Genomic DNA, 23566 nt, shown 5'->3' with positions numbered 1-23566 from the left:
CTGCTATATACGCCCCTCGCGCTTGAGTTGCCACTCCTTGACCAGGGCATACAGCGCCGGAATCACTGCCAGCGTCAGCACGGTGGAAGAAATCATCCCGCCCACCATCGGGGCGGCGATGCGGCTCATGACTTCCGAACCGGTGCCGGTGCTCCACATGATGGGCAACAGGCCTGCCATGATCGCAACCACCGTCATCATCTTCGGGCGCACGCGCTCCACCGCGCCGTCCATGATGGCGTGGTAGAGGTCGGCCGGGGTCGGGGCGAGACCTTCCGCAGCGCGTCTGGCCCGGATCTCCTTCCACGCCTGATCAAGGTAGATCAGCATGATCACGCCGGTTTCCGCCGCCACCCCGGCGAGCGCGATGAAGCCGACCGCCACCGCAACGCTCATCTGGTAGTCGAGCCACCACATCAGCCAGACGCCGCCCACCAAGGCGAAAGGCACCGACAGCATCACGATCAGGGTTTCGCTCAAGCGGCGGAAGTTGAGATAGAGCAGCACGAAGATCAGCGCCAGCGTCAGCGGTCCGACCACGGCGAGCTTGGCCTTGGCGCGTTCCATGTTCTCGAACTGGCCGCTCCAGGTGGCGTAGTAGCCGGGCGGGAAGCTGACCTGCTCGGTCACCGCCTGCTGTGCGCGCTTGACGAAGGCGCCGATGTCGCCGTCGCGGGTGTCGACATAGACGTAGGCCGCAAGCAGCGCGTTCTCGGTGCGGATCGCCGGCGCGCCACGCTGCAGGCTGACCGTTGCCAGCTGGCCGAGCGGGATCGGACCGTTGGCGGTCGGCACATAGATCTCGGTGGCGATGCGCTGCGGATCATCGCGCAGGCTGCGCGGGTAGCGCACGCTGACGTTGTAGCGCTCCAGCCCTTCGACGGTGGTGGTGACGCTGTCGCCGCCGAGTGCGGTCGCGACCACGTCGAGCACCATGCCGACGCTCAGCCCGTAGCGCGCGATCTGGTCGCGGCGCGGCTCGATATCCACGTAGTAGCCGCCGGCGACACGTTCGGCATAGGCGCTGGAGGTGGCGGGCAGGCTGCGCACGGCGGCTTCGACCTGGCGTGCCACCTGCTCAAGGGTGTCGAGGTCCTTGCCGAACACCTTGACCCCGACCGGGGTGCGGATGCCGGTGGAGAGCATGTCGATGCGGGCCTTGATCGGCATGGTCCACGAGTTGGCCAGCCCGGGGAACTTGAGTGCGGCGTCCATCTCCGCGATCAATCCATCCACCGTCAGCCCGGGACGCCATTCGTCCTTGGGCTTTAGATTGATGACGGTCTCGAACATTTCCAGCGGCGCCGGGTCGGTGGCGGAGTTGGCACGACCGGCCTTGCCATAGACCGAGGCCACTTCGGGGAAGGTCTTGATGATGCGGTTGGTGGTGGCCAGCAGGCGTCCGGCTTCGGTCACCGACATGCCGGGCAGGGCCGCGGGCATGTAGAAGATTGCGCCTTCGTTGAGCGTGGGCATGAATTCGGAGCCGATCTGGCGAGCCGGGAAGACGGTTGCCGCCATCGCGACCAGGGCGACGAGGATGGTGAGTACCTTGAAGCGCATCACCTGGCGGATGATCGGGCGGTAGACCCAGATCAGGAAGCGGTTCACCGGGTTCTTCGCCTCCGGCAGGATGTGCCCGCGCACGAAGAACAGCATCAGCACCGGTACCAGCGTCACCGACAGCAGCGCCGCGCCGGCCATGGCAAAGGTCTTGGTGAAGGCCAGAGGCGAGAACATGCGGCCCTCCTGGCCTTCGAGCGTGAACACCGGGAGGAAGGACACGGTGATGATCAGCAGCGAGAAGAACAGCGCCGGCCCTACCTCCTTGCAGGCGCGGATGATGGTCTGCGCATGTTCGGCACGCGTGGCATCGGGTGGCAGGCGCTCGAGCCGTTTGTGGGCGTTCTCGATCATGACGATCGCCGCGTCCACCATGGCGCCGATGGCAATCGCAATGCCGCCCAGACTCATGATGTTGGAACCCAGGTCGAGCGCGCGCATGGCGATGAAGGCGACCAGGATGCCCAGCGGCAGGGTGATGATGGCGACCAGCGCGCTGCGCACATGAAGCAGGAAGATGACGCACACCGCAGCCACGATCAAACTTTCTTCCATCAGCGTCCATTTCAGGTTGGCGATGGCGTCCTCGATCAGCGTCGAGCGGTCGTACACCGGAATGATCTCGACGCCTTCCGGCAGGCCGGGCGCGAGCTCGGCGAGCTTGGCCTTGACGCTGGCGATCACGTCGAGCGCATTCTGGCCGAAGCGGGCCATCACGATGCCGGAAGCGACTTCGCCCTCGCCGTTGAGTTCGGCGATGCCGCGCCGTTCGGCCGGCACCAGCTCCACCCGGCCGATGTCGGCCACCGTAACGGGCGTGCCGCCCACGCTTTTCAGCACCAGGTTCTCGATGTCCTCCACGCCGCGCAGATAGCCGCGGCCGCGCACCATGTACTCCTTTTCCGCCATCTCGATGACGCGTCCGCCAACGTCGCGGTTGGAGGCGCTGATCACCTTGCCCACCTCGTCGAGCGCGATGCCGAAAGTGGCGAGGCGGTGCGGGTCGACCGTCACCTGGTACTCGCGCACGAAGCCGCCGACGCTGGCCACTTCCGAGACGCCCTCGGCCTGGGTGAGTTGATAGCGCAGATACCAGTCCTGCAGGCTGCGGGTGTCGGCAAGCGACATGTTCTTGCCCGTCACCGCGTACTGGAACACCCAGCCGACGCCGGTCGCGTCCGGGCCAATCTGCGGCGCCACGCCGGCAGGCAGACGCCCCGCGGCGGAGCTGAGGTATTCGAGCACGCGCGAACGCGCCCAGTAGATGTCGGTGCCGTCCTCGAAGATCACGTACACATAGGACGCGCCGAACATCGAGAAGCCGCGCACCACCTTGGCCCGCGGCACCGCGAGCATCGAGGTCGTGAGCGGATAGGTCACCTGATCCTCGACCACCTGCGGCGCCTGTCCGGGATAGTCGGTGTAGACGATGACCTGCACGTCCGAGAGGTCGGGGATGGCGTCGAGCGGCGTCTTCTTGACCGCATAGAGGCCACCGCCGATCAGGAACAGCGTTGCCAGAATGACGAGAAAGACATTGCGCGCGGACCAGTCGATGACGCGATCCAGCATGTCAGTGGCTCCCGTGGGCGCTGTCGGACGCAGCGCTTGCGGCGCCTGGCTTCACCTCGTCGATGCGGGTGATGACGAATTCGCCCGGCGCACGTTGCTCGAAGGTGAAGCGGACCGGGGTGCCCGGCGCGATGTCAGCGGTCAGCTCGGGGGTGTCGAGGCCAAAATCCATGGTCATGTCCGGCCATTTCAGGGCGGGAATCGGCTCGTGGGTGAAGGTCGCCGTGCCGCTTTCGGTGTCGGCGGCCTCGAATACGCCAGAGGCCTCGTAACTGGTGGTTGCGGCTTCGTCCGCTTCGCTCAGATTGGAGAGCGCGGCCTTGAGCTGACTCTCGGAGTCGATCAGGAAGTTGGCCGACACCACCACGCGGTCGTCTGCCTGCACGCCGTCGAGCACTTCCACCTCGGTGCGTCCGCGTTGTCCGAGCTTGACCGGCTGCGGCTTGAAGCGGCCCTCGTCGAGGGCGAGCAGCACGACCTGACGGGCGCCATCGTCGATCACTGCCGAAATCGGCACGGTCACGCGTGGCGCAGCGCCAGCGCTGGCCAGATCGACATGCGCGAACATGCCCGGGCGCAGCAGACCGTCACGATTGTCGAGCGTCAGTCGCACCGGCGTGGAGCGGGTGGCGCTGTTGAGCGTGGGGTAGAGATAATCGACGCGGGCCTCGAAGCTGCGTCCGGGAAAGGCGTCGAGGCTGATCGTCGCCGCCTGGCCGACCCGTACCCGGGCCAGGTCCTGCTCGAAGATGTCGGCGATGACCCACACGGTGGAGAGATCGGCAATGCGGTAGATCGCCTCGCCTGCCATGAAGCGTGCCCCCTGAACCGCGCGTTTTTCCAGCACCACGCCATTGGCGGGGGCGTTGAAGGTCTGGCGCGACGGGACTTTTCCGCCGGCCGGCGCCGCGATCTCCCAGTTGCGCAGGCGTGCGCGGGTGGCATCGGCGAGGCGGGCGGCCGCTTCGGCGGCGACGGGATCGCTGCCGGCGCTGCTGCGCTGCAGGCGTTCGGCAATATTCAGCTCCTCGCCGGCGGACTGCAGCTCGGGGCTGTACACCGAAAACAGCGGCTGGCCGCGACGAACCGGGTCGCCCACGGCATTGACGTAGAGGCGTTCGATCCAGCCTTCGAAGCGGGGGGCAACGTCGACCACGGTGCGTTCATTGACTTCGATACGACCCACGGCGCGAACAACGGCGTCGAGCACCTTGTTTTCAGCCAGCGCGGTCTTCACCCCCAGGGTCTGTACCCGCGCAGGGCTGACACGGACCACGCCGCTGTCGTCCGGCGTGTCGTCGGCATACACCGGAATGTAGTCCATCCCCATCGAGTCCTTCTTGGGCTCGGGCGAGGTGTCGGGCAGGCCCATCGGGTTGCGGTAATAAAGAATCTTGCGCGCCTCACCGCTGGCGTCGCCTTGTGCAGTGCCTGCAGGCGCTGCTGCCGTGTCCATCGCGTTGGGCATGGCATCGTTACGGCTGCCTGCCCAGTAGCCTGCGCCAAGGGCGAGTACGACCGCAAGTGCGGTCAGCGAGCGATTCAGGCCTGAATTCACGGCAGCTCTCCAGCAATCTTTTCGAGTTCGGTCAATGCAAGGCGTGCGTCGAGTTCGGCCTGCAGCAGGGCGAGGCGGGTGGCCACCAACTGGCGCTCGGCTTCGAGCACGGTGTCGAAGTCGACGCTGCCGGCGGCAAAGGCCGAGCGGCTGGCGTCACGCGTGGCTTCTGCCTGCGGCAGCAGGGTGCCGCGCAACAGGCGCAGGCTGTCGTGGCCCGCGCTGTAGGCTGCATGTGCGCTGCCAAGCTCACCCTGCAGCTTCGCCTCCACCGCTTCGCGGCGGGCGTCGGCAGCTGTCAGCATGTAGGTCGCCTCGCGCTCGCGGGCCCGCCGTGCCGATTGCTGCAGCGGAATCATGACCTCGAACATCACATCCCATGATGGGTCGCCCCCGCGCGGACGGTTGTTGGTGAGGCCGATGCTGAAGTCCGGGTAGCGGTCGCGCCAGGTGCGGTCGCGCTCGAAGCGGGCGGCTTCAACGCCGGCGGCTTCGGCTGCAAGCAGCGGGTTACGGTCGCGGGTATGTGTCAGCAGCTGGTCGATGGGCGGCAGGTCGACGAGCGGCGCCGGTTCCGCCGGTGCGGCAAGCGGGCTGTTCGGTGCGCGCGCGAGCAGTGCGTTGAGGGCGGCGGCGGCCGTGCGGCGGCGCTGCTCGACGGCAACCAGGGACAGGCGCTGGGCGGTGATCTCGCGTTGCGCGCGCAGTACGGCCTGCTGCGGCAGCAGGCCGAGGCGGTAGCGTGAGAGGGTGATTTCCTCAAGACCCTGCAGCAGGCGCAGTGCGTCCCGGTTCAATACGGCTTCGCGGTCGGCTGCGTAGTAGCGCAGCCACGCGCCCTTGATGCTCGCGCTCAGCTCCAGCCACACTGCTTCGCGTCCGGCGTCGGCGCGTCCTGCACGTGCGGTGGCGGCGCGGACGTCGAGTTCGCGTTTGCCCCAGGCGGGAAACGACTGCACCACGCGATAGCGGGTTTCGCCCACCTCGCCCGGCAGAATCGTTGTGCCGCCACCGCGCATGGTGTTGGTGGCGTCCATCAGTTCGATCTGGAATGCCGGGTCTGGCAGCGCGCCGGCGGGTTCGATGCGCTCGCGTGCAGCCTCGGCCTCGGCCCGTTCGGCGGCAAAGGCCGGGTTGTGGAGGCGGGCATGTTCGATCAGTCCGTCGACGCTGCCGCCGAGCATCGGGCCGTCGGCCAGCGCCGGCGCGGCACTGAGCAAGGCATAGAGGACCGAAGTTGCCAGCAGTCCCCGGGGAAGGCGCAGATCAGTCATGGCGGCCTTGATGAAAGAGAGTTTCAGACAAGGAGTCGCTTGCAGTTCGCGTTCAGGCGAGGCATGCGGGGCGGTTCCAGCAGTGGATTCGACGGTGCGCGCTGGTGCGTAGCCGGCCCGACCCGTGCTGCGCCCCGGCCCCGTGGGGAGCGATCACCGGGGGACGGATTACTTGGCGACTTCCAGTTCGGTCACGGTAAAGGCACCACTGACGCGCTCCGCCTTGAAGCGGATCCTGTCTCCAACCTTTACGCCATTCAGCAGGGCAGGATCGCTGGCGCGAAACACCATGGTCATGGGCGGCATGTCGAGGTTGGCGAGCGGGCCGTGGCTGATGGTGAGCTTGCCTGCAGCCGCGTCGAGCTTTTTCACCGTGCCCTCTGACATCATCCCGGCAGCGTCGTGCATGTTGCCCATGCCGGCCTGGTGCCCAGCGTGGTCGTTGCTGGCAAGCGCAGGGGCACTGATCGCGAGGGTGGCGAAGGTGGCGACGGCAAGGGTGGCGAGGGTGGTTTTCATGGCTGTTCCTTATGTGGGTCTGTACGAGTGATTGCCGTGGCGGTGAGTGGCGTTAGCCTCCGGCTCAACGGACGATGAGCGCGCCTTTCATGCCTGCCTGATAGTGGCCCGGCATCAGGCAGGCAAATTCGAAATCCCCTGCGCGGTTGAAGGTCCAGGTCATTTCCGCCTTCTCGCCGGCCGGGACGTGCGCCATCCACGGCTCGTCATGCACCATGTCTGGAAAACGCATCATCAGGGCTGCGTGCTCGGCGAGTGTTTCCGGCGTGCCGATGACCATCTCGTGCAGTACCGCACCCGTGTTGTGGTGCTCGAAGCGGATGGTTTCGCCCAGCCTCACCGCGATACGGTCCGGGGTGAAGCGCATGTCGTCGCTCATTTCGATGCGGATCGTGCGGTGCGCCTTGCCGGGTGCGCCGGCAATTCCCCACGCCTGCTGCTCGGCGGCATCGGGTGTCTTTGCCTTGCCAGTGTGGGCAGCGTCGCCATGGGCGCGCGCCATGGAGGTGAAGCCAAGCAAGCCGCTGGCGATACCGGCAGCAATAAAGCGGCGGCGGCTGGTCATGGCTGCCTCCGCTCGTGCCCGGGCAGCGTGGAAATTGCGTTGAAGCTGTTGTTGCGGGCGCAAGAGGTCATGGATGGTCAGTCTTGGTGATAGGCGGGGCAACGAAGATACGTGTCCGACTTGAGCCACGCAATCTTGCCTGTCGGTGACGGACAGAAAGCTGACGCGAACATTACATCTTTGTAATCCTGGCTCGACGCTGGGCGGCGGCGGGCACAATATGGGGAACACTGCATTCGAGGCGGGCAAGCCGTGAAGATCCTGATTGTCGAGGACGAACCCAAAACCGGCGACTACCTGCGCCAGGGCCTGGTCGAGGCGGGCTTCGTGGTCGATCTCGCGCGCGACGGACTCGACGGTCTGCACCTGGCGCTTGGCGGCGGTTACGACCTGATCGTGCTCGACGTGATGCTGCCCTCGCTTGATGGCTGGGGCGTATTGCAGACCGTGCGCGGGCAGGGGCAGGAGATGCCGGTGCTCTTTCTTACGGCGCGCGACCAGGTCGAGGACAGGGTGCGTGGCCTGGAGCTCGGGGCCGATGACTACCTGGTGAAGCCGTTTGCCTTTTCCGAGCTGCTTGCCCGTGTGCGTACCCTGTTGCGCCGGGGCAAGGCGAAGGAGCCCGAGCTGCTGCGTGCGGCCGACCTCGAACTCGACCTCGTGCGCAGGCGCGTGCTGCGCGCGGGTGTGCGCATCGACCTCACCGCCAAGGAGTTCGCGCTGCTTGAGTTGCTGCTGCGGCGGCAGGGCGAGGTGCTGCCGCGTTCGCTGATCGCCTCGCAGGTGTGGGACATGAATTTCGACAGCGACACCAACGTGATCGAAGTGGCCGTGCGGCGGTTGCGCGCCAAGGTGGACGAGCCCTTCGAGCCGCGCCTGATCCGTACCGTGCGCGGCATGGGCTACGTGCTCGAAGCGACCGGGGAGAGCTGAGCGTGCGCGTTCCGCTGTCGCTGACCGCACGCCTGGGATTGCTCTTCGCGGTACTCACCGCCTGTCTGCTTATTGTCGTCGGGGTCGTGCTCGGACGTGCTGCCGAGGATCACTTTCGCGAGCTGGACGAGCACGAACTGTCGGGCAAGTTCAGCCTGATCGCCAAGCTGTTGCAGCGGGTGGGTTCTGCTGCGGAGCTGGAGGCGCTTCCGCAGGCGCTGGACGATGCCTTTACCGGTCACGACGGGGTGTCGCTGTTGATGCGCGACGATGAGGGCAGCGTGATCTACGTGCTCAACGCATCACAGTTTGCCCCTGCCCAACTCGCAGGCGAGGCTCTCGCCAATGGTAGCGGGGCGTGGCGGCTGGACGGGCGTGACTTCGTGGGGCGCGAAACAGTGCTGGAGATGCCGCTTTCCTCGCGTCCGGTCCGGGTGCTGCTCGGGCTTGATATTGTTCATCACACCCGCTTCCTCGACGAGGTGCGCATGCGGATGTGGATCGGTATCGTGGTGGCGACGGCCGTGGCCGCGCTGCTGGGCTGGCTGGCCGCGCACAGAGGTCTCGCACCCCTGCGCCGGGTGACCGAGGTGGCAAGGCGGCAGTCGGCGGATCGTCTCGGCGTACGCCTGATCGAGGGCGATGCGCCGGCCGAGGTGCGCGAACTGGTAGAGGCGCTCAACGGCATGTTCGAACGCCTCGAACGGTCCTTCCAGCGCCTCGCCGACTTCTCCGCCGATATCGCCCACGAACTGCGCACGCCGGTCTCCAACCTGATGACGCAGACCGCCGTCGCGCTGTCGCGTGCGCGCAGCACCGAAGAGTACCGCGAAGTGCTTGGCTCGAATCTGGAGGAGTACGAACGCATCGCGCGCATGGTGAGCGACATGCTGTTTCTGGCGCAGACCGAGAACGGACACCTGCCGCGACCCGCCGAAGTGGTGTCGCTGGCCGACGAGGCACGCGCGCTGGCAGAGTTCTACGATGCGCTCGCCGAGGAACAGGGCGTGCGTGTCGAGGTCAACGGAGAAGCACGGGTCAGCGGCGACCGACTGATGTTGCGGCGCGCGGTTTCAAACCTGCTGTCGAATGCCCTCAGGCACGCGTCGCGCGGCACAACGGTGGACATCGATGTTTCGGCTTCGAAGGGTGAGGCCGTGCTGCGGGTGTGCAACGCCGGCGACAGCATCGCCCCCGAGCAGCTTGGCCGGATCTTTGAACGCTTTCACCGCGCAGGGCCGGAGCGTCACCGGCATGGCGAGGGCGCCGGACTGGGGTTGGCCATCACCCGCTCGATTGTCGAGGCCCACGGCGGGCGCGTGAGCGCAGTATCGGACGCGGGGCGCACGGTCTTCGAGATTGTCCTTCCGCTGGCGTCTTTTTCCTGATTGGCCCGGATATCAAACTGTCACAAGGAGGTTTCATGAACCCGCATTCCACACGATTCCGTCTTCCGCATCGACTCGTGCTCGCCACCGCGCTGGTCGCGGCCGTATCGGCCTCGCCTGCACTGGCTGCCGGCGAGGAGGTGACGATGTACAAGGACCCGAATTGCGGCTGTTGCGGCAAATGGGCCGAGCACATGCGTGAGAACGGCTTCAAGGTGAAAGAGATCGCTTCAGCGCAGATGAGCGACGTCAAGCGCAGCGCCGGCGTACCGCAGGCGCTCGGCTCGTGCCACACCGCGAAGGTGGGCGGCTATGTGGTCGAAGGCCATGTGCCGGCCGCTGATGTGAAGCGGATGCTGACCGAGCAGCCGAAGATCGTCGGCATCTCGGCGCCGGGCATGCCGATGGGTTCGCCTGGCATGGAGGGGCCGTATCCGGCCGATCGTTACAAGGTCGTCAGTTTCGGCAGCGACGGCAGTCACGAGGTTTTCGCCAGCCACTGAGGATGGTGGCGCACCATCCCGTGTGGCCGTCGCTGCGCTTGACCGCTTCAGGCCTCAGGCAAGCGGCGGGGTGTTGCTTTCTGCTGCTTCAACTTCAGGCTCGGCGTCGGCATTGTCGTCGCTGCCGCCTGCCGCCTTGGCGGCGAGTTTCTGGATGCGTTTTTCTTCCTGCTTGCGCTTCTTTGCCAGGTCTCGCTGGCGTTTCTCGAACTGGTAATTTGGCTTGGCCAAGTGGCCTCCTCTGATTGCCCCGTAGGGCAGAATCGAACGCGGGTGAAGGAAGGAGAAACGGTTACTTGATGCTTCCGTTTCCGAGGGGAGCAGCACAAGATAAATGGGCGCCGCCGGATGACCCCGGTCGGAGGCTTGTCCTCCACGAGGGCACCGTTGTGGGGGATGTCATTGGCGGTCATGCGTTCGCGCCTTGCGCGGAGAGGCATGATGCGCTGATTCGGTGGTCAGGCAGAGCCTCGCCCGCTCGTGCAGCGCCTCCATTATGACAGGGTTGCCGACGGATGCTACTCGCCGACCCTTCCTCTTCCGGCCTTGACCGCGGCGCGCCGGGTCTTGCCTTCAAGCCGGCGCGTAACCGAGCCCCGGGTGGGGCGCGTCGGTCGGCGCGTCTTTTGCACCGTGGCCGCGCTCTCGATGAGTTCCTCCAGTCGGCGGATTGCCTCGGCACGATTCTTTTCCAGGCTGCGAAAGGCCTGTGCCTTGATGATGATCACGCCGTCCTTGCTGATGCGCTGGTCGCCGAGGCGCAGCAGGCGCTCGCGGATGGCCTCGGGCAGCGACGATGCGGCGATGTCGAAGCGCAGGTGCACCGCGTTCGACACCTTGTTGACGTTCTGCCCACCCGAGCCCTGGGCGCGGATGGCGGTAATGTCGACTTCTTCCGGCAGGATGGTGAAATGGATGCGCATGCGGGGCGGCCGGTGCAGGAGTTGGGTGTTATTGTCGCCCATGTGCTGGCGTCCTGCCATGCGCACCTCATCACCCTATCGAGCACCCTATGCAATGCTTTGAGTACCAGATCCGCAGCGACATCCACCAGATCGCCGAAGACGTCGCCCGCGCCCACGGCAGCCGCGAAAAAGACCGCCTGCGCGCCTATACGGAGGTCGTGCTGGCGGAGCTGAACAAGCTCGGCGCCCAGGGCTGGGAGCTGATGCAGGCACCGGACAGCAATACCAACCGCAACTGGATCTTCAAGCGCGCGGTGGGTTGAGGCGAAACGAAGCGATCAAACGACTCTGACCCCTTTGATCCCTTTGATCCTGGATCTCATGAAAATCATGAGGCGATTTCGGTCGGAATCCTGATGCGGCGGATGCGACGCCGAAGGCACACTGGGGCTGTGAGCGGTCATCCAGAACGCCATGTCGCTTTACCGACCAACAGGAGACACGTCATGAAATGGGAAACCCCTGCAGCCTGCGATTTTCGTTTTGGGTTTGAAATCACGATGTACATCGCCACCCGTTAAGGTGATCGGGCGGGGTGGCGCATACAGCGTCGGCCCCGCAGAAACTGGTTGCCGCGTTGCTTCCTGCCCACGGGAATACAGCGAACAAGAACGGGGGAGAGCGCCATGATGTCGTTTCTGAGAGCCGGCCTGGCGCTCTTCGCGCTGCTATGCCTCACGGCGGCGCCGGTTCGTGCTGCCGAACTGCCGGTGCTGCGGGTTGGCGTGCTGCAGTTCGGCACGGTCAGCTGGGAACTGGCGGTGATGCAGAAAGGCGGGTTTGCCGAGCGCGAGGGCGTGCGGATCGAGGTCGTGCCGCTGGCGCTGAAGGATGCAGCCAATATCGCCATGCTCGGCAGTGCAGTCGATGTCGTGGTCAATGACTGGATCTGGGTTGCGCGTCAGCGCGCCGAGGGGCAGGACTTCACCTTTGTGCCGTATTCGCTGGCGGTGGGCGGGGTGATGGTGCGTCCCGACGCCGGGGTCAAAACGTTCGCCGACCTCAAGGGCAAGCGTCTGGGTGTGGCCGGCGGGCCACTCGACAAGAGCTGGCTGCTGCTGCGCGCCTATGCCCGCCGCACCGTGGGAGCGGACGCCGCAGGCTGGCTGGAGCCGGCTTTCGTTGCGCCGCCGCTGCTCAACGAGCTGATGCTGCGCGGGGAATTTCCCGCGGCGATGAACTTCTGGCACTACGGCGCGCGCCTGCGGGCCGCGGGCATGGTGCCGCTGCTGAGCATGGGCGAGATCCTGCGCACCCTCGACGTGGATGCCGAGTTGCCGCTGGTGGGCTGGGTTTTTCGTGAGAAGTGGGCGGCGGCGCATCCGCAGGCGATACGCAGTTTTTTGCGCGCCTCGGCCGCGACCAAGCAGCACATGCTTGAATCGGACGCGGTGTGGGATGAGCTGCGGCCGATGATGAAGGTCACGGACGATGCCACTTTCGTGGCGCTGCGCGAGGGATTCCGTGCGGGCATTCCCGCTGCGAGCATGGGTGAGTCCGAGCAGGTGGCACGCAAGGTGTTCGCCATCCTCGCCGCCGAGGGCGGGCAGGCCTTGGTCGGCAAGGCCACATCGCTTGCCAGCGGTACCTTCTGGGCCGGGGGCCTGGAACGGTGATCGAGCGGGTCCAGGGCGCCGGCCACGACACCGCTGCACAGCATCTGGCTGCGGCATCCGCGCCACTTTCCAGGCGCTTTCGCCATGGCGGCGACGCGGGCGTTCGCCTCGCTTCGCTGCTCGTGTTCGTGGTGTTGTGGCATGTGCTGGCGTCCGTGCTGCAGAGCAACGCGCTGCCAGCGCCGCTGACGGTGTTCGGTCGTGTGATCGACGAAACCCTGTCGCTGGTGATGCCGTATCACCTGGGCATCACCCTGTCGCGGGTGGTGATCGCGTTTGCCGCCGCGATGGTGATTGGCACCGTGATCGGCATCGCGATGGGGCGCTGGCGCACGCTCGATCTCTTCCTCGACGGATGGCTGGTGCTCGGGCTCAATGTGCCGGCGCTGGTCACGATCATCCTGTGTTACGTCTGGTTCGGCCTCAACGACACCGCCGCGATTGTCGCGGTGGCGATCAACAAGATCCCCACCGTGATCGTTACCGTGCGCGAGGGCGCACGTGCGGTCGATCCGCGCCTGATGCAGGTCGCCAGCGCCTATCGCCTGCCGCGCTGGCGCACGCTGTCACGGGTGTATCTGCCGCAGCTCTACCCCTATCTGATGGCAGCCGCGCGCACCGGGCTGTCGCTGATCTGGAAGATCGTGCTGGTGGTGGAGCTGCTCGGGCGCAGCAACGGCATCGGCTTCCAGCTCAATGTCTTCTTCCAGTTCTTCGACATCGCCGGCATCCTGGCCTATACGCTGGTGTTCGCCGCGATCGTGCTGGTGGTCGAGGCCTTTGCGCTGCGCCCGCTCGAGCGCCGGCTGACGCGGTGGAGGGGCTGAGCGATGCTGGATATCGAGATTGTGCGCAAGTGTTATCCGGACCGGGGCGGGCGCTCGCATATTGCGCTGGCAGATTTGCGGCTGCAGGTCCAGCCGGGCGAATTTGTCTGTGTGGTCGGCCCCTCGGGCTGCGGCAAGAGCACCTTGCTCAACGTCGTCGGCGGGCTCGATCACGATGTGAGCGGGCGCGTCACCCTGGATGGCAGTCCCTTGCAGGACGGCATCGGCTTCATGTTCCAGGAGCCGCGTCTGATGCCGTGGCTGACCGTGATCGAGAACGTGCTGCTGGTGGCGGGCGATGATCCGACTGCACCGGCACGGGCGCGCGACCTGTTGCAGGCGATGGAACTGGGCGACGTGCTCGACGCCTATCCGGGCCGGCTCTCCGGCGGCATGCAGCGCCGGGTGGCGCTGGCGCGGGCCTTCGTGATCGAGCCCCGGGTGCTGCTGATGGACGAGCCCTTCGTGTCGCTCGACGCGCCCACCGCCGACCGCCTGCGCGCGATGCTGGTCAGTTTGTGGCAGCGCTGCAATACCTCCGTGCTGTTCGTTACCCACGACCTGCGCGAGGCACTGGCGCTGGGCGGTCGCGTGTGTTTCATGTCCGGTGCGCCGGGCAGGGTGATGCTGGAGTGGCGGGAAGGGTTGAGCGGTCCGCGCTTGCCCAACGATGCCGCGGTGCTCGCACTGCAGCGCGAACTGCTCGACCGCCATCCGGCCCTGCTGGCCGGTTTGCTGGATCAAAGTGGAAATGCAGGTCAGGGAAGGGCACAGGGCAGAAACAACATTGAGGTGCGCACGGATGCATGAGGACGTGGTGGTCGCGCAGTGGTCGCTGCAGGTCGAGGAGGTGCGCAAATCCTACGGCACGCGCGAGGCGCTCAAGGGCGTCAGCCTGACGGTGAGGCCGGGCGAGTTCGTTGCGCTGCTGGGGCCGAACGGGGCGGGCAAGAGCACCCTGTTCCAGCTGCTTACCGGCCTGTTCAATGCCGACGGCGGCGTGGTGCGGGTGTGCGGTCACGACATGCAGCGCGAACCGGTGCGAGCGCTGGGCCGTATCGGCGTGGTGTTTCAGCAGATGACGCTCGACCTCGACCTGAGCGTGGAGGCCAATCTGGTGTTTCACGCCCGCCTGCATGGCATCGCCGGGCGCGAATCGAAGGCCCGGATTGCGGATGCGCTGCAACGGCTGGGGCTGTCCGAACGCGCCCACGACCGGGTACGCGAGCTCTCCGGCGGCAACCGGCGCAAGGTCGAACTGGCGCGGGCGCTGGTGCACAAACCCTCGGTCTTGCTGATGGACGAGGCCACGGTGGGGCTCGACCCTGCCTCGCGTCGACAGCTGCTGGACGAGGTGCTGGCGCTGCGCGAGGGCGGCGTGGGTATTTTGTGGGCCTCGCACCTGGTGGATGAGGCTGAGGAAGCCGATCGCGTGATCGTGCTGCACCGTGGAAAGATCCTCGCCGAAGGAACGCCGCAGTCGCTGGTGGCCGCTTCCGGTGTGGCGTCGCTGGCCGAGGCTTTCATGACCATGACGGAGGGTGGCGAACCCTCATCAGGATCGCTGCAGTCGTCAAAATGAATAACCAACAGGAGATTGTCCTCATGCGTCTGAACTCCCTCAGCATGGCACTCGCTGCCAGTGCGCTGTTACTTCTGCCTGTGAGCGCCGTGCACGCCAAGGGCTCCGGCCAGATCTTTGTCAGCAGCGAGAACGACAATGCGGTGACCGTGCTCGACGGCAAGACCTACGCGGTGGTGAAGACCATTCCCACCGGTGAGCGACCGCGCGACATGAGGCTCAGCACTGACGGCCAGAAACTGTTCGTGATCGCGAGCAATTCCGAGCGGGTGGACGTGATCGACATCGCCAGGCTGGCGGTGGAACGCTCGATTGAAGTCGGCGAAGATCCGGAGATGTTCGCCTTCAGCCCTGACAGCAAGCGCTTCTATGTGTCGATGGAAGAAGACGCCAAGGTGTCGGTGATCGACGTCGCGGCCGGCAAGAAAGTGGCCGAGATCGAGGTCGGCGAGGAGCCTGAGGGCGTGATGATGAGCCCTGACGGCAAGCGCCTGTATGTGACCTCGGAAGTTGCCAACATGGTGCATGTGATCGACACCGCGACCAACGAAATCGCCGCCAATATCGTGGTCGGCAACCGGCCGCGCCGCTTCGCCGCCACCCCGGACAGCAGCGAGATCTGGGTCACCAACGAACTCGGCGGCTCGGTCACCATCATCGATGGCAGGAAAAACGAGATCAAGGGCACCGTATCGTTCGCGCCCAAGGGCTTCCGTGCCGACGATGTGACCCCGGTCGGCATCGCCATGACCCGCGACGGCAAGACCGCCTATGTCACCCTGGGGCGTGCCAACCATGTCGCCGTGGTCGATGTCGCCAGCCGTGCGGTGAAGGAATACGTGCTGGTCGGGCAGCGCGCGTGGGGTGTCACCCTGAGCCGCGACCAAAGTCGGTTGTTCGTTGTGAATGGGCTGTCGGACGACATGTCGATCGTTGATACCAGGAACAACAAGGTGTTGCGTTCGGTTCCGGTCGGGCGCGTGCCGCATACCGCGGTGATTGACGACTGATCCGAACGCTGCTGGTGCGACTGCGGGGCCGCTGCTTGCCCGGCAGTCGCCAGACTCCAGGGAATTTCACATGCCATTTTCGACTCTCCTTCGCCGATCGCTGGCCATCGTCGCCGTGCTGTTGTTCAGCCTGCCTGCTGCCGCAGAGACCATCCGCTTCGCCTTCCTTGAGCTCGACAAGGATGCGCGATACGACGAGAAGCGAACCTTCCATCGCAATCTGTCGCAAGCCTTTGGCAGGCCCTTTGCCGGCGCCGAGGTGGCGATGCGGGAAGCGCGTTTCGTCGGCCAGGCGCTCAAGCTCGAGTTCGCGCTCGAACGGGTGAAGGGTGCCGACGCCGCAGCATTGCTGGCGCAGGTGAATACGCTGCAGTCTGCGGGGGTGCGCTATTTCCTGGTCGACGCGCCGGCCGAGGTCGTGGCCGAACTGGCCAGGGCCACTCGCGGCAAGGAACTGCTGCTGTTCAACGTGTCGGCCGCAGACGACGTGCTACGTCAGGAGCAATGCCAGCCGCATCTCTTCCACACCTTGCCCAACCATGCGATGCAGACCGACGCGATGGCGCAGTATCTGGTGTCGCGCAAGTGGCGTTCGGTGCTGCTGCTGGAAGGGCCGCTGGCGGCCGACAAGTTGCTGGGCGCAGCCTTCGAGACGTCGGCAAAACGCTTCGGGTTGAAGATCGTGGACAAGCGCAGCTTCGTGCTCAGCAACGATCCGCGCCAACGTGATCAGGGCAATCCCCTGCTGCTGACGGGTGGAGCCGATCACGATGTGGTGTTCGTTGCGGACAGCGACGGCGAATTCGCGCGCAATCTGCCGTATCGAACCGTGCGCCCGCGTCCGGTCGTGGGCAGTGAGGGCCTGGTTGCCGAGGCCTGGCACTGGGCGTGGGAGCGCCACGGCGCGCCGCAACTGTCCAGCCGCATGCAGAAGCAGGCCGAGCGCCAGCCGTCGAGCCCCGACTGGGCGGCGTGGATTGCGATCAAGTCGGTGATCGAGGCGGTGGTGCGCACCGACAATGCGCCTTTCGCCAAGCTGGTGAGCTACCTCGCCGGCGACGAGATCACGATCGATGGCTTCAAGGGCAACCGGCTCGGCTTTCGCCCCTGGGATCGCCAGTTGCGCCAGCCCATCCTGCTCGCCACCCACAACTCGGTGATCGAGCGTGCGCCGATCCAGGGCTTCCTGCATCAGCAGAACAATATGGACACGCTGGGCTTCGATCAGCGCGACAGCCGCTGCAAACCCTGACCCTGAACCCACCAGCCGACCTGGAACCCCGACATGAAACTGAGCCATGCGCTCCTCGCCCTGCAGGCCGTCACCAGCCGAGAGGTGGCCAAGTTTGTCCGCCAGGGTGGCCGTCTGGCCTCAGCCCTGGTGCGTCCGCTGCTGTGGCTGGTGGTGTTTGCCGCCGGCTTCCAGAACGTGTTCGGGGTGTCGATCATCCCGCCTTACGACACCTATATCCCTTATCAGACCTACATCGTGCCCGGTCTGCTCGGCATGGTGCTGCTGTTCAACGGCATGCAGTCTTCGCTGGCGATGGTGTACGACCGCGAGATGGGGGTGATGCGGTTGCTGCTCACCGCGCCGCTGCCACGCGCCTACCTGCTGTTTGCCAAGTTGCTGGCGGGTACGCTGCTGTCGGTGCTGCAAGCCTACGTGTTTCTGGCGATCGCGGCGCTGTTCGACGTGGGCGTGCCGTGGTCGGGCTGGCTGTATGCGCTGCCGGTGCTGGTGCTGTCGGGGATGATGCTGGGGGCGCTCGGGCTGCTGCTGTCGGTGCATGTGAAGCAACTGGAGAACTTCGCCGGCACGATGAATTTCGTCATCTTCCCGATGTTCTTCGTGTCGCCGGCGCTGTATCCGCTGTGGAAGCTGGAAGAATCCGGCGCCAGCGTGATCCACTTCATCGCCAGCTGGAACCCCTTCAGCCACGCGGTGGAGGCGACGCGCTTTGCGCTGTACGGGCAGTGGGCGCCGCAATCGCTGGCGATCGTCGTGGGTTGCCTGGCCGTGTTTTTCCTGCTCGCCGCATGGGGTTACGACCCGCAGCGCGGTATCGTCAAGCGCGCCGGGAAGCCGGGCGGAGCCTGATAGCGACTGGACGTACCCGCTCGCCATCCTTCCCGTAAGCGTGGCGTCTTTCCCGGAACGTTATTCGGCTCATTGCATGAGCCGAATAACGTTGGCATTCGCATCACTCTTCCAACTGCAAACGCACCGATGCCGCGCTCGCACAGTGCGAGCCGCAGAGCATCCGTTTCTACGCCATCTCTGTTGCCATCCTGGCTGATCGCAAGGGCTGTTAACAGCAGCTCAAACGAGCGCAGACACTGCCCGAGCCTGAGCAGGCCATCAATCTCACACCCTGGTTGCAGTGCTTCCTTGTAAGCTTGCGCAGCGCCATTCACTGCGCCGAAGCGCAGCTTGACCGCGTCCTCGGCCACCCGCCATCTCGCAGACCTCATCGCCAAGGGCTGCCTCGTCAGGTTGCCCGGAGGTGGTCGCAGTACCCGTTATCAAATCCAGTGGCAGCGCGAACACACGGACCCAGACGCATGATTTTCGACAACCCGCAGGGCACGCCGCCCACTGAGCGCGGCATCCGCATTGCGCTGATCTTCGCGCTCACTGCCGAACGCCTGTCGGCCTTCTATGAGCATGGGCAGTGGATGAACGAAGGGCAGGGGGCGACGCTGGCGGCGGACTGGCTGCGGCGCACGAAACGCACGCTGCCGCAGTCCGAGCGCAAGCAGCTCTCTGGCTTGAGCGACGACATGGCGCGGCAGATCGCCGCCACCTTGTCGCGTGAGGCCGGGCTTTTTACTGCGTATGAAATGATGGAGGCGCTCGACCCCAATTACCAGTCAGAGCTGGCGCAGGCGATGATGCTGGAGTGCGAGCGCCTGCTCGATGCCAGCGAGGCGTCCTGAGCCCGTGGCTCAGTTGTCGTCGGCGCCGTCCGTGCTTTCGCCGGCCATTCTTGCCTGACGTGCGGCTTCTTCGCGGCGCGCGGCGTCGATCACCTGCATCACTTCATCCAGATTGGCCAGGGTCTCGACGTCCTTGAAGGTGCCGGTGAGCGGGCTGTCGGGAAGCAGTTTTCCGGTTTCGTACAGCGCCCAGATTTCATCGGCGTAGCGGGTCTGGAGCAGTTCGGGGGCGAACTGGCCGAAGTAGTCGGCAAGGTTGTCCACGTCGCGCGCCAGCATGCGCTTGGCGTTGTTGTTGGCCGCGGCATCGACCGCCTGTGGCAGGTCGATGATGACCGGGCCGGCATGGTCGACCAGGATGTTGTACTCGGACAGGTCGCCGTGCACGATGCCGGCGCACAGCATGCGCACCACCTGACGGATCAGGAAGGCGTGAAACGTGCGGGCGTCGTCGGCGCTGAGTTCGATGTCGTTGAGGCGCGGTGCGGGTTCGCCGTCTTCATCGGCCACCAGCTCCATCAGCAGCACACCTTCGTGGAAGTCGTAGGGTACGGGCACGCGCACACCGGCTGCGGCGAGCTGGCGCAGGGCGTCGACTTCGGCGTGTTGCCACGCTGCTTCCTGTTCCTGGCGGCCGTAGCGCGAGCCCTTGGCCATGGCGCGCGCCTGACGGCTGTTCTTCACCTTGCGGCCTTCGGTGTAGTCGACTGCCTTGTGGAAGCCACGCTTGTTGGCCTCCTTGTACACTTTGGCGCAGCGTACTTCGTCGCCGCACTGGACGACGTAGACCATTGCCTCCTTGCCGCTCATGAGCTGACGCAGCACGCTGTCGACGAGGCCGTCTTCGACCAGTGGGGCGATTCTGTGCGGTGTTTTCATGCTGCCTGCGGGGTCCTGTGCAGTTTGGCGTGGCCGAGCGCGGCGTCCTTGCCTGCGGTGAAGTGTTCTGACGACATTGGGTTCTGTCCTGCTGCGGGCCGGTATGGAGTGCCCGCCATCATCGCCGGCGCGGTCGACAGTGCGGAAAGTGTGGGTGACGGTGGCGAGGCCTGATGGCGCGCGTGAGCAGATGAACGGCTTCACGGCGTGCCCGGTGAACGGCTGGCCTGGCTTTGCAAGGCGAGGGCGCGGTGTCGGGCTTCGTCGCTACCGCACGGATGATACCTTGTCCCGCCGGCTGTCGTGGCGCCGGCGTGGTAACAGTCGTGCCTGACATGAATTGTGCAAGGCTTCCTGATTGCCGGAGTTGCCCAATATGCGTGGCACACAGGACAATAGCGGGATGGAAACCTATTTTATCTTCATGTTCGCGGCCGTTGGTGTTCTGGTGCTCAAGTCCCGGGATCAGCGTCGCCGCATCACCCTGCTGGGCAGCCACCTGAGCAACTACCAGATCGAAAAACTCATGGAGACGCTGGCCGAGGGCTATGACCGTGCCCTTGGCGAGCAGGACCCGAACCGTCAGGATCAGGTTCTCGCGCTGATGCAGTCGCACGAGACCGCACTCGCCAGTCAGTTTCGTCGTCTTGCTGCGGACATCGCGCGGATCGACGCTGCGCAGGTGCTCATCAGCACGCTGCCGCTTGCTCTGCCCCACGCCGACCGCCTGTTTCCGTCCTCGACCTTCGCGTTGGGCAAGGCCTTCGACATCCATGCCCGCGGCTTCGAGCGCGCAGTGGAAAACGAAGCGGGCCGCTCGCCGCGCGAACGCGCCTTTCTGCTGTCGGCAGAAATGTACCTGATGCAGCATACCTGCCACTGGTTCTGCAAATCGCGGACGATTGCTTCTGCCCGCCTGCTGGCGCGCCACAAGACCAGTCACGAACAGGTGCTGGAAGCGGTGTCGCCCGAGACGCGGCGCGCCTACCGCGAGCTCACCGGCATCTGATCCACATCGCCCCGTCCCGCGCTGCGCGCGCTCACGCGGGGCGCTCCTGTGCAGCGGCCAGTTCCGGTGCGGCTACGGTGTGAAGGTGCACATCCCGTTGCGGGAAGGGGATGGAGATGCCTGCGGCCTTGAACAGCTTCCAGATCGCGAGGTTGATGTCGGTGCGCACGTTGCCGATGCCGTTCTCCGGATCGCTGATCCACACCCGTAGTTCGAGCTGGATGCCGCTGTCCGCAAAGTCGAGCATGCGCGCGGCGGGCTCCGGCAGGGGCAGCACCCGCGGCGAGGCCTTGGCCGCTTCGAGCAGCAGGGCCATGGCCTGCTCGGGGTCGTCGCTGTAACTGATCTGCACCGGCAGTCGCACACGGGTGTTGGTGTCCGAGTAGCTCCAGTTCACCACTTCGGACGTGATCAGGTTTTCGTTCGGGATCAGTCGCTCGACGCCGTCACGGTCGCGCACCACCACGTAACGCGCGCGCAACTCCTGCACCCAGCCGAACTTGGCATCGTTGCCGCCGACCGAAATCACGTCGCCGGGCTTGATCGAGCGGTCGAGCACGAGGATGAAGCCGCTGATGAAGTTGCTGGTGATACGCTGCAGGCCGAAACCGATGCCCACGCCGAGCGCTCCGCCGAACACCGTGAGCGTGGTGAGGTCGATGCCCACCGCGTCGATGGCGAGCAGAAAGGCCAGCGCGATCAGGAACACCTTGCTGAACTTGCCGAAGGCGACCTGCAGCGAGGGCGTCATGTGGGTGGATGCACGCATGCGCCGCTCGATCACTCCGGACACCCAGAACGCGAGGGTCAGCAGCAGGGCGACGAGTGCGACGAGCTTGACCGTGGCCAGCAGCGAGATGCGCGAGGCGCCGATATTGAAGGCGAGTTCGTCCATCGTGGCTTCGACGGCAGGCAGCCAGCCCACGAGATGCAGTGCCACCATGGCCCAGATGCTGCCAGAGATGAGGTTCTCCCACGTCTTCAGCGCCGGGGTCACCGGGAAACCCTTGCGCAGGACGTACACCAGCAGGCGGATGGCGACCAGCGACAGCAGCAGGGGCACGGCGACATCGAGCAGGCCGACAGGCAGTTGTGCCGAACGCAGGGCGCCGCGGCCGAGCAGCACCCCGAGCAGCATCGTTGCCGGCAGCAGGATGCGTTGGGCAGTGCGCAGGGTCAGATGACGCAGGCCTTTGCTGGATGCGGCCTCAAGCCCGGCGCGCAAGGACTCGCGCATCGTGCGGTGAATCACCCAGGCGATGAGGCCTGCGAGCGCAAGCACGCCGAGTTCGTAAAACAGTTCCACGGTTGCCAGTTCCGTCAGCAAATCGGGCAGGCGCTGCAAATACGACTGAATGTCCGGACTCATCGGGTCTCCCGTGTTCTTCTTGTCGTTGAGGACGCATTTTAACGCGCCCCGGTGACGACCACCGGACTGACGGTGACGGAGACGCGGGAGTGGCTGGGCGACCGCGCTGGCGCTGGGGCGTTATCTGCCCTGCGTCTTTCGCATCATGTGTGCAGGCAGCAGCCCGCGCTCACCGTTTTCGAGTGTGACGTTATAGGCAAGCTCCGGGCCTTTGGCGCCACTGACCCGGCTGATGCGGGTGACCTTGCCACGAACCCAGGCGGCGCCGTAGCGGGCATATACGGTTTCGCCGACGGTGAAGCCTGCCGTTGTCGCAGCGGACTGCGCCGGACGCTGAACGCCGCTGCTGGATGGCGCCGCCGGGCGTGCAGAGGCGGCCGTTGCGGGGCACAGCACCTCCCACTGCTGTGAGATGCCGAGTCCGCCGCTGGCGTTGTCACGCCCGACGATTTGCCCCGAGGCATCCCGCCAGCGCGTGCGTCCGCCACCGATGTCGGCGTTGTCCCAGCGTCCGGCCAGGGTGTAGGTGTTGCCATCGACCGCCGTGATGCGGCCCTTGATACAGTTGGCCGTGGCGCGCCAGGTCTTTTTCGCCTCAGGGGTGGAAAGCTGGCTGCGCACGCAGTCGCGGTCGCCGGGGGTCCAGTTGGCGCACCAGCCCTCGATCGCAGCCCGTGTGACACGCGCCTCGGCAACGGCGTTCTCGGTGCCTGCGCCGGTCTTGGAAAACACGGTCGGGGACCAGTGCTTGCTGCCGAGGGAGAGCCATTCCTCCTGTGCCGCCGCTGCGGCCGGCAGGGCGAATGCTGTGGTGGCCGCGGCCAACAGCCCGGTCAGCGCGCGCCAGCCGGAAGCGAAGCGCGCAATGCAGTGCGATTCCGTGATCATGGTAACGACCTCCACCATGCCGTGTGATCTCAACATAGGCTATGGAGGGGGTTTTTCAATCCGGAGCGTGTTGTCCGGCACGTATGCGCCGAAGCCGGGACAGGGGGCGTCCGCGCAGGCTCGCGGTGATCGACTGTCGCCTGTCTAGGCGCGCAGCAGCAAAATCAGGCAGAGCACCACCGCTGCGGTGGTGACAAGCGTGGAAACGGACAGCCATAGCAGGCGAACGCGGTTGGCCTCGACCCGTTTCACCAGTTCGGTATTCTGTTCGGCGAGCGCATTGATCAGCTCGGACGACGCCAGCATCTGGGCGTGCAGATCCTGCGAGGTATTCTCGAGCGCAAGCAGCCTCGACTGCAGCTTCGTCGCAGCATCAGCGTCGGCGGGTACCGCCTCCGCGCTCTCGTCAGTTGCGACGGTGTCGGACTGCGTCTTCCTGCCAACCGTCTTCCAGAGCCTTTTCGCACCGTCGGCGACCACCGGTGCAGTGGCGATGACATCCGCCCAGGGGACGGTCTTCAACAAGGTGATCCAGCCTATGGCCATGGTGACTTCCTCCCGGAGCAAGGCCCCGATTATGCATGCAAGGTCCGACCGTCAAACTGG

25 protein-coding genes are annotated in these 23566 nt (G+C 65.4%); 14 read left to right on the top strand and 11 right to left on the bottom strand.

All coding sequences use genetic code 11. The annotated features are described in order from the left end of the window. Positions 1–3: 3 nt before the first annotated feature. From CEW83_RS09485 to CEW83_RS09465, 5 genes are all read right to left on the bottom strand, one after another. Positions 4–3135 carry an efflux RND transporter permease subunit gene (locus CEW83_RS09485; protein WP_108949121.1) on the bottom strand — a complete coding sequence of 1044 codons (3132 nt, stop codon included), beginning with the start codon at positions 3133–3135 and terminating at the stop codon, positions 4–6. 1 nt (position 3136) lies between these two features. Beyond that, positions 3137–4669 (bottom strand): efflux RND transporter periplasmic adaptor subunit, encoded by a 1533-nt coding sequence (locus tag CEW83_RS09480; protein ID WP_108951312.1) that lies wholly within the window; start codon positions 4667–4669, stop codon positions 3137–3139. Between the two features lie 20 nt (positions 4670–4689). Next, positions 4690–5967, bottom strand: coding sequence for a TolC family protein (locus CEW83_RS09475; RefSeq protein WP_108949120.1), 1278 nt, complete (start codon positions 5965–5967; stop codon positions 4690–4692). A gap of 168 nt (positions 5968–6135) precedes the next feature. Continuing rightward, positions 6136–6486, bottom strand: coding sequence for a copper-binding protein (locus CEW83_RS09470; RefSeq protein WP_108949119.1), 351 nt, complete (start codon positions 6484–6486; stop codon positions 6136–6138). A 64-nt stretch (positions 6487–6550) separates the two neighbouring features. Next, positions 6551–7051, bottom strand: a complete 501-nt coding sequence (locus tag CEW83_RS09465) for a cupredoxin domain-containing protein (protein WP_108949118.1) — start codon at positions 7049–7051, stop codon at positions 6551–6553. A 252-nt stretch (positions 7052–7303) separates the two neighbouring features. Between CEW83_RS09465 and CEW83_RS09460 the strand changes: the two genes are divergently transcribed. The 3 genes from CEW83_RS09460 to CEW83_RS09450 are packed head-to-tail and all read left to right on the top strand — an operon-like array spanning position 7304 to position 9875. Then, positions 7304–7984 carry a heavy metal response regulator transcription factor gene (locus CEW83_RS09460; protein ID WP_108949117.1) on the top strand — a complete coding sequence of 227 codons (681 nt, stop codon included), beginning with the start codon at positions 7304–7306 and terminating at the stop codon, positions 7982–7984. A 2-nt stretch (positions 7985–7986) separates the two neighbouring features. Next, positions 7987–9372, top strand: coding sequence for a heavy metal sensor histidine kinase (locus tag CEW83_RS09455; RefSeq protein WP_108949116.1), 1386 nt, complete (start codon positions 7987–7989; stop codon positions 9370–9372). 35 nt (positions 9373–9407) lie between these two features. Next, positions 9408–9875, top strand: coding sequence for a DUF411 domain-containing protein (locus tag CEW83_RS09450; protein ID WP_108949115.1), 468 nt, complete (start codon positions 9408–9410; stop codon positions 9873–9875). Positions 9876–9929: 54 nt separating this feature from the next. Here the strand turns inward: CEW83_RS09450 and CEW83_RS21230 are convergent, their stop codons facing one another. Together CEW83_RS21230 and arfB are read right to left on the bottom strand one after the other, a co-directional pair. Beyond that, positions 9930–10106: a hypothetical protein gene (locus CEW83_RS21230; protein ID WP_199915255.1), complete on the bottom strand. Its 177-nt coding sequence runs from the start codon at positions 10104–10106 to the stop codon at positions 9930–9932. A 287-nt stretch (positions 10107–10393) separates the two neighbouring features. Next, positions 10394–10798, bottom strand: a complete 405-nt coding sequence (gene arfB / locus CEW83_RS09445; protein WP_108951311.1) for an alternative ribosome rescue aminoacyl-tRNA hydrolase ArfB — start codon at positions 10796–10798, stop codon at positions 10394–10396. A gap of 89 nt (positions 10799–10887) precedes the next feature. Between arfB and CEW83_RS09440 the strand changes: the two genes are divergently transcribed. The 10 genes from CEW83_RS09440 to CEW83_RS09395 all read left to right on the top strand — a co-directional run bounded on the left by CEW83_RS09440 (position 10888) and on the right by CEW83_RS09395 (position 18815). Then, positions 10888–11103, top strand: coding sequence for a hypothetical protein (locus CEW83_RS09440; protein WP_108949114.1), 216 nt, complete (start codon positions 10888–10890; stop codon positions 11101–11103). A gap of 183 nt (positions 11104–11286) precedes the next feature. Next, positions 11287–11361, top strand: a complete 75-nt coding sequence (gene pqqA, locus CEW83_RS21705; protein WP_108951310.1) for a pyrroloquinoline quinone precursor peptide PqqA — start codon at positions 11287–11289, stop codon at positions 11359–11361. A 105-nt stretch (positions 11362–11466) separates the two neighbouring features. Then, positions 11467–12456 (top strand): ABC transporter substrate-binding protein, encoded by a 990-nt coding sequence (locus CEW83_RS09430; RefSeq protein ID WP_108949113.1) that lies wholly within the window; start codon positions 11467–11469, stop codon positions 12454–12456. Further along, positions 12456–13283, top strand: a complete 828-nt coding sequence (locus tag CEW83_RS09425; protein ID WP_420094099.1) for an ABC transporter permease — start codon at positions 12456–12458, stop codon at positions 13281–13283. Before CEW83_RS09430 ends, CEW83_RS09425 begins: the two co-directional genes overlap by 1 nt. A 3-nt stretch (positions 13284–13286) precedes the next feature. Continuing rightward, positions 13287–14093 (top strand): ABC transporter ATP-binding protein, encoded by an 807-nt coding sequence (locus CEW83_RS09420; protein ID WP_108949111.1) that lies wholly within the window; start codon positions 13287–13289, stop codon positions 14091–14093. Next, positions 14086–14865 (top strand): ABC transporter ATP-binding protein, encoded by a 780-nt coding sequence (locus tag CEW83_RS09415; protein WP_108949110.1) that lies wholly within the window; start codon positions 14086–14088, stop codon positions 14863–14865. Before CEW83_RS09420 ends, CEW83_RS09415 begins: the two co-directional genes overlap by 8 nt. A gap of 23 nt (positions 14866–14888) precedes the next feature. Continuing rightward, positions 14889–15875, top strand: coding sequence for a PQQ-dependent catabolism-associated beta-propeller protein (locus tag CEW83_RS09410; RefSeq protein ID WP_234419043.1), 987 nt, complete (start codon positions 14889–14891; stop codon positions 15873–15875). Positions 15876–15945: 70 nt separating this feature from the next. After that, entirely contained in the window at positions 15946–17127 is a 1182-nt protein-coding gene (locus tag CEW83_RS09405; RefSeq protein ID WP_108949108.1) for an ABC transporter substrate-binding protein, read from the top strand. A 33-nt stretch (positions 17128–17160) separates the two neighbouring features. Further along, the gene (locus CEW83_RS09400) at positions 17161–17976 is read left to right on the top strand and encodes an ABC transporter permease (protein WP_108949107.1); all 816 of its coding nucleotides are present in this window, start codon (positions 17161–17163) and stop codon (positions 17974–17976) included. A 464-nt stretch (positions 17977–18440) separates the two neighbouring features. Then, positions 18441–18815, top strand: a complete 375-nt coding sequence (locus CEW83_RS09395) for a hypothetical protein (RefSeq protein ID WP_199915253.1) — start codon at positions 18441–18443, stop codon at positions 18813–18815. Positions 18816–18824: 9 nt separating this feature from the next. On the opposite strand, the gene CEW83_RS09390 is transcribed toward CEW83_RS09395, so the two are convergent. Beyond that, positions 18825–19694, bottom strand: coding sequence for a PA4780 family RIO1-like protein kinase (locus CEW83_RS09390; RefSeq protein ID WP_108949106.1), 870 nt, complete (start codon positions 19692–19694; stop codon positions 18825–18827). A 403-nt stretch (positions 19695–20097) separates the two neighbouring features. Here CEW83_RS09390 and CEW83_RS09385 point away from each other — a divergent pair, with 403 nt between their 5' ends. After that, the gene (locus CEW83_RS09385; RefSeq protein ID WP_108949105.1) at positions 20098–20703 is read left to right on the top strand and encodes a hypothetical protein; all 606 of its coding nucleotides are present in this window, start codon (positions 20098–20100) and stop codon (positions 20701–20703) included. Between the two features lie 31 nt (positions 20704–20734). On the opposite strand, the gene CEW83_RS09380 is transcribed toward CEW83_RS09385, so the two are convergent. From CEW83_RS09380 to CEW83_RS09370, 3 genes are all read right to left on the bottom strand, one after another. After that, entirely contained in the window at positions 20735–22072 is a 1338-nt protein-coding gene (locus CEW83_RS09380; protein ID WP_108949104.1) for a mechanosensitive ion channel family protein, read from the bottom strand. 120 nt (positions 22073–22192) lie between these two features. After that, positions 22193–22960: a hypothetical protein gene (locus CEW83_RS09375; protein WP_159099436.1), complete on the bottom strand. Its 768-nt coding sequence runs from the start codon at positions 22958–22960 to the stop codon at positions 22193–22195. A gap of 144 nt (positions 22961–23104) precedes the next feature. Continuing rightward, positions 23105–23506, bottom strand: a complete 402-nt coding sequence (locus tag CEW83_RS09370; protein ID WP_108949102.1) for a hypothetical protein — start codon at positions 23504–23506, stop codon at positions 23105–23107. Positions 23507–23566 lie beyond the last annotated feature (60 nt).

This window comes from Parazoarcus communis (genome assembly GCF_003111645.1).
Lineage (GTDB): Bacteria > Pseudomonadota > Gammaproteobacteria > Burkholderiales > Rhodocyclaceae > Parazoarcus > Parazoarcus communis_A.
The sequence above is the reverse complement of the archived record's forward strand: the minus strand, read 5'-3'. Positions and strand labels throughout refer to the sequence as shown.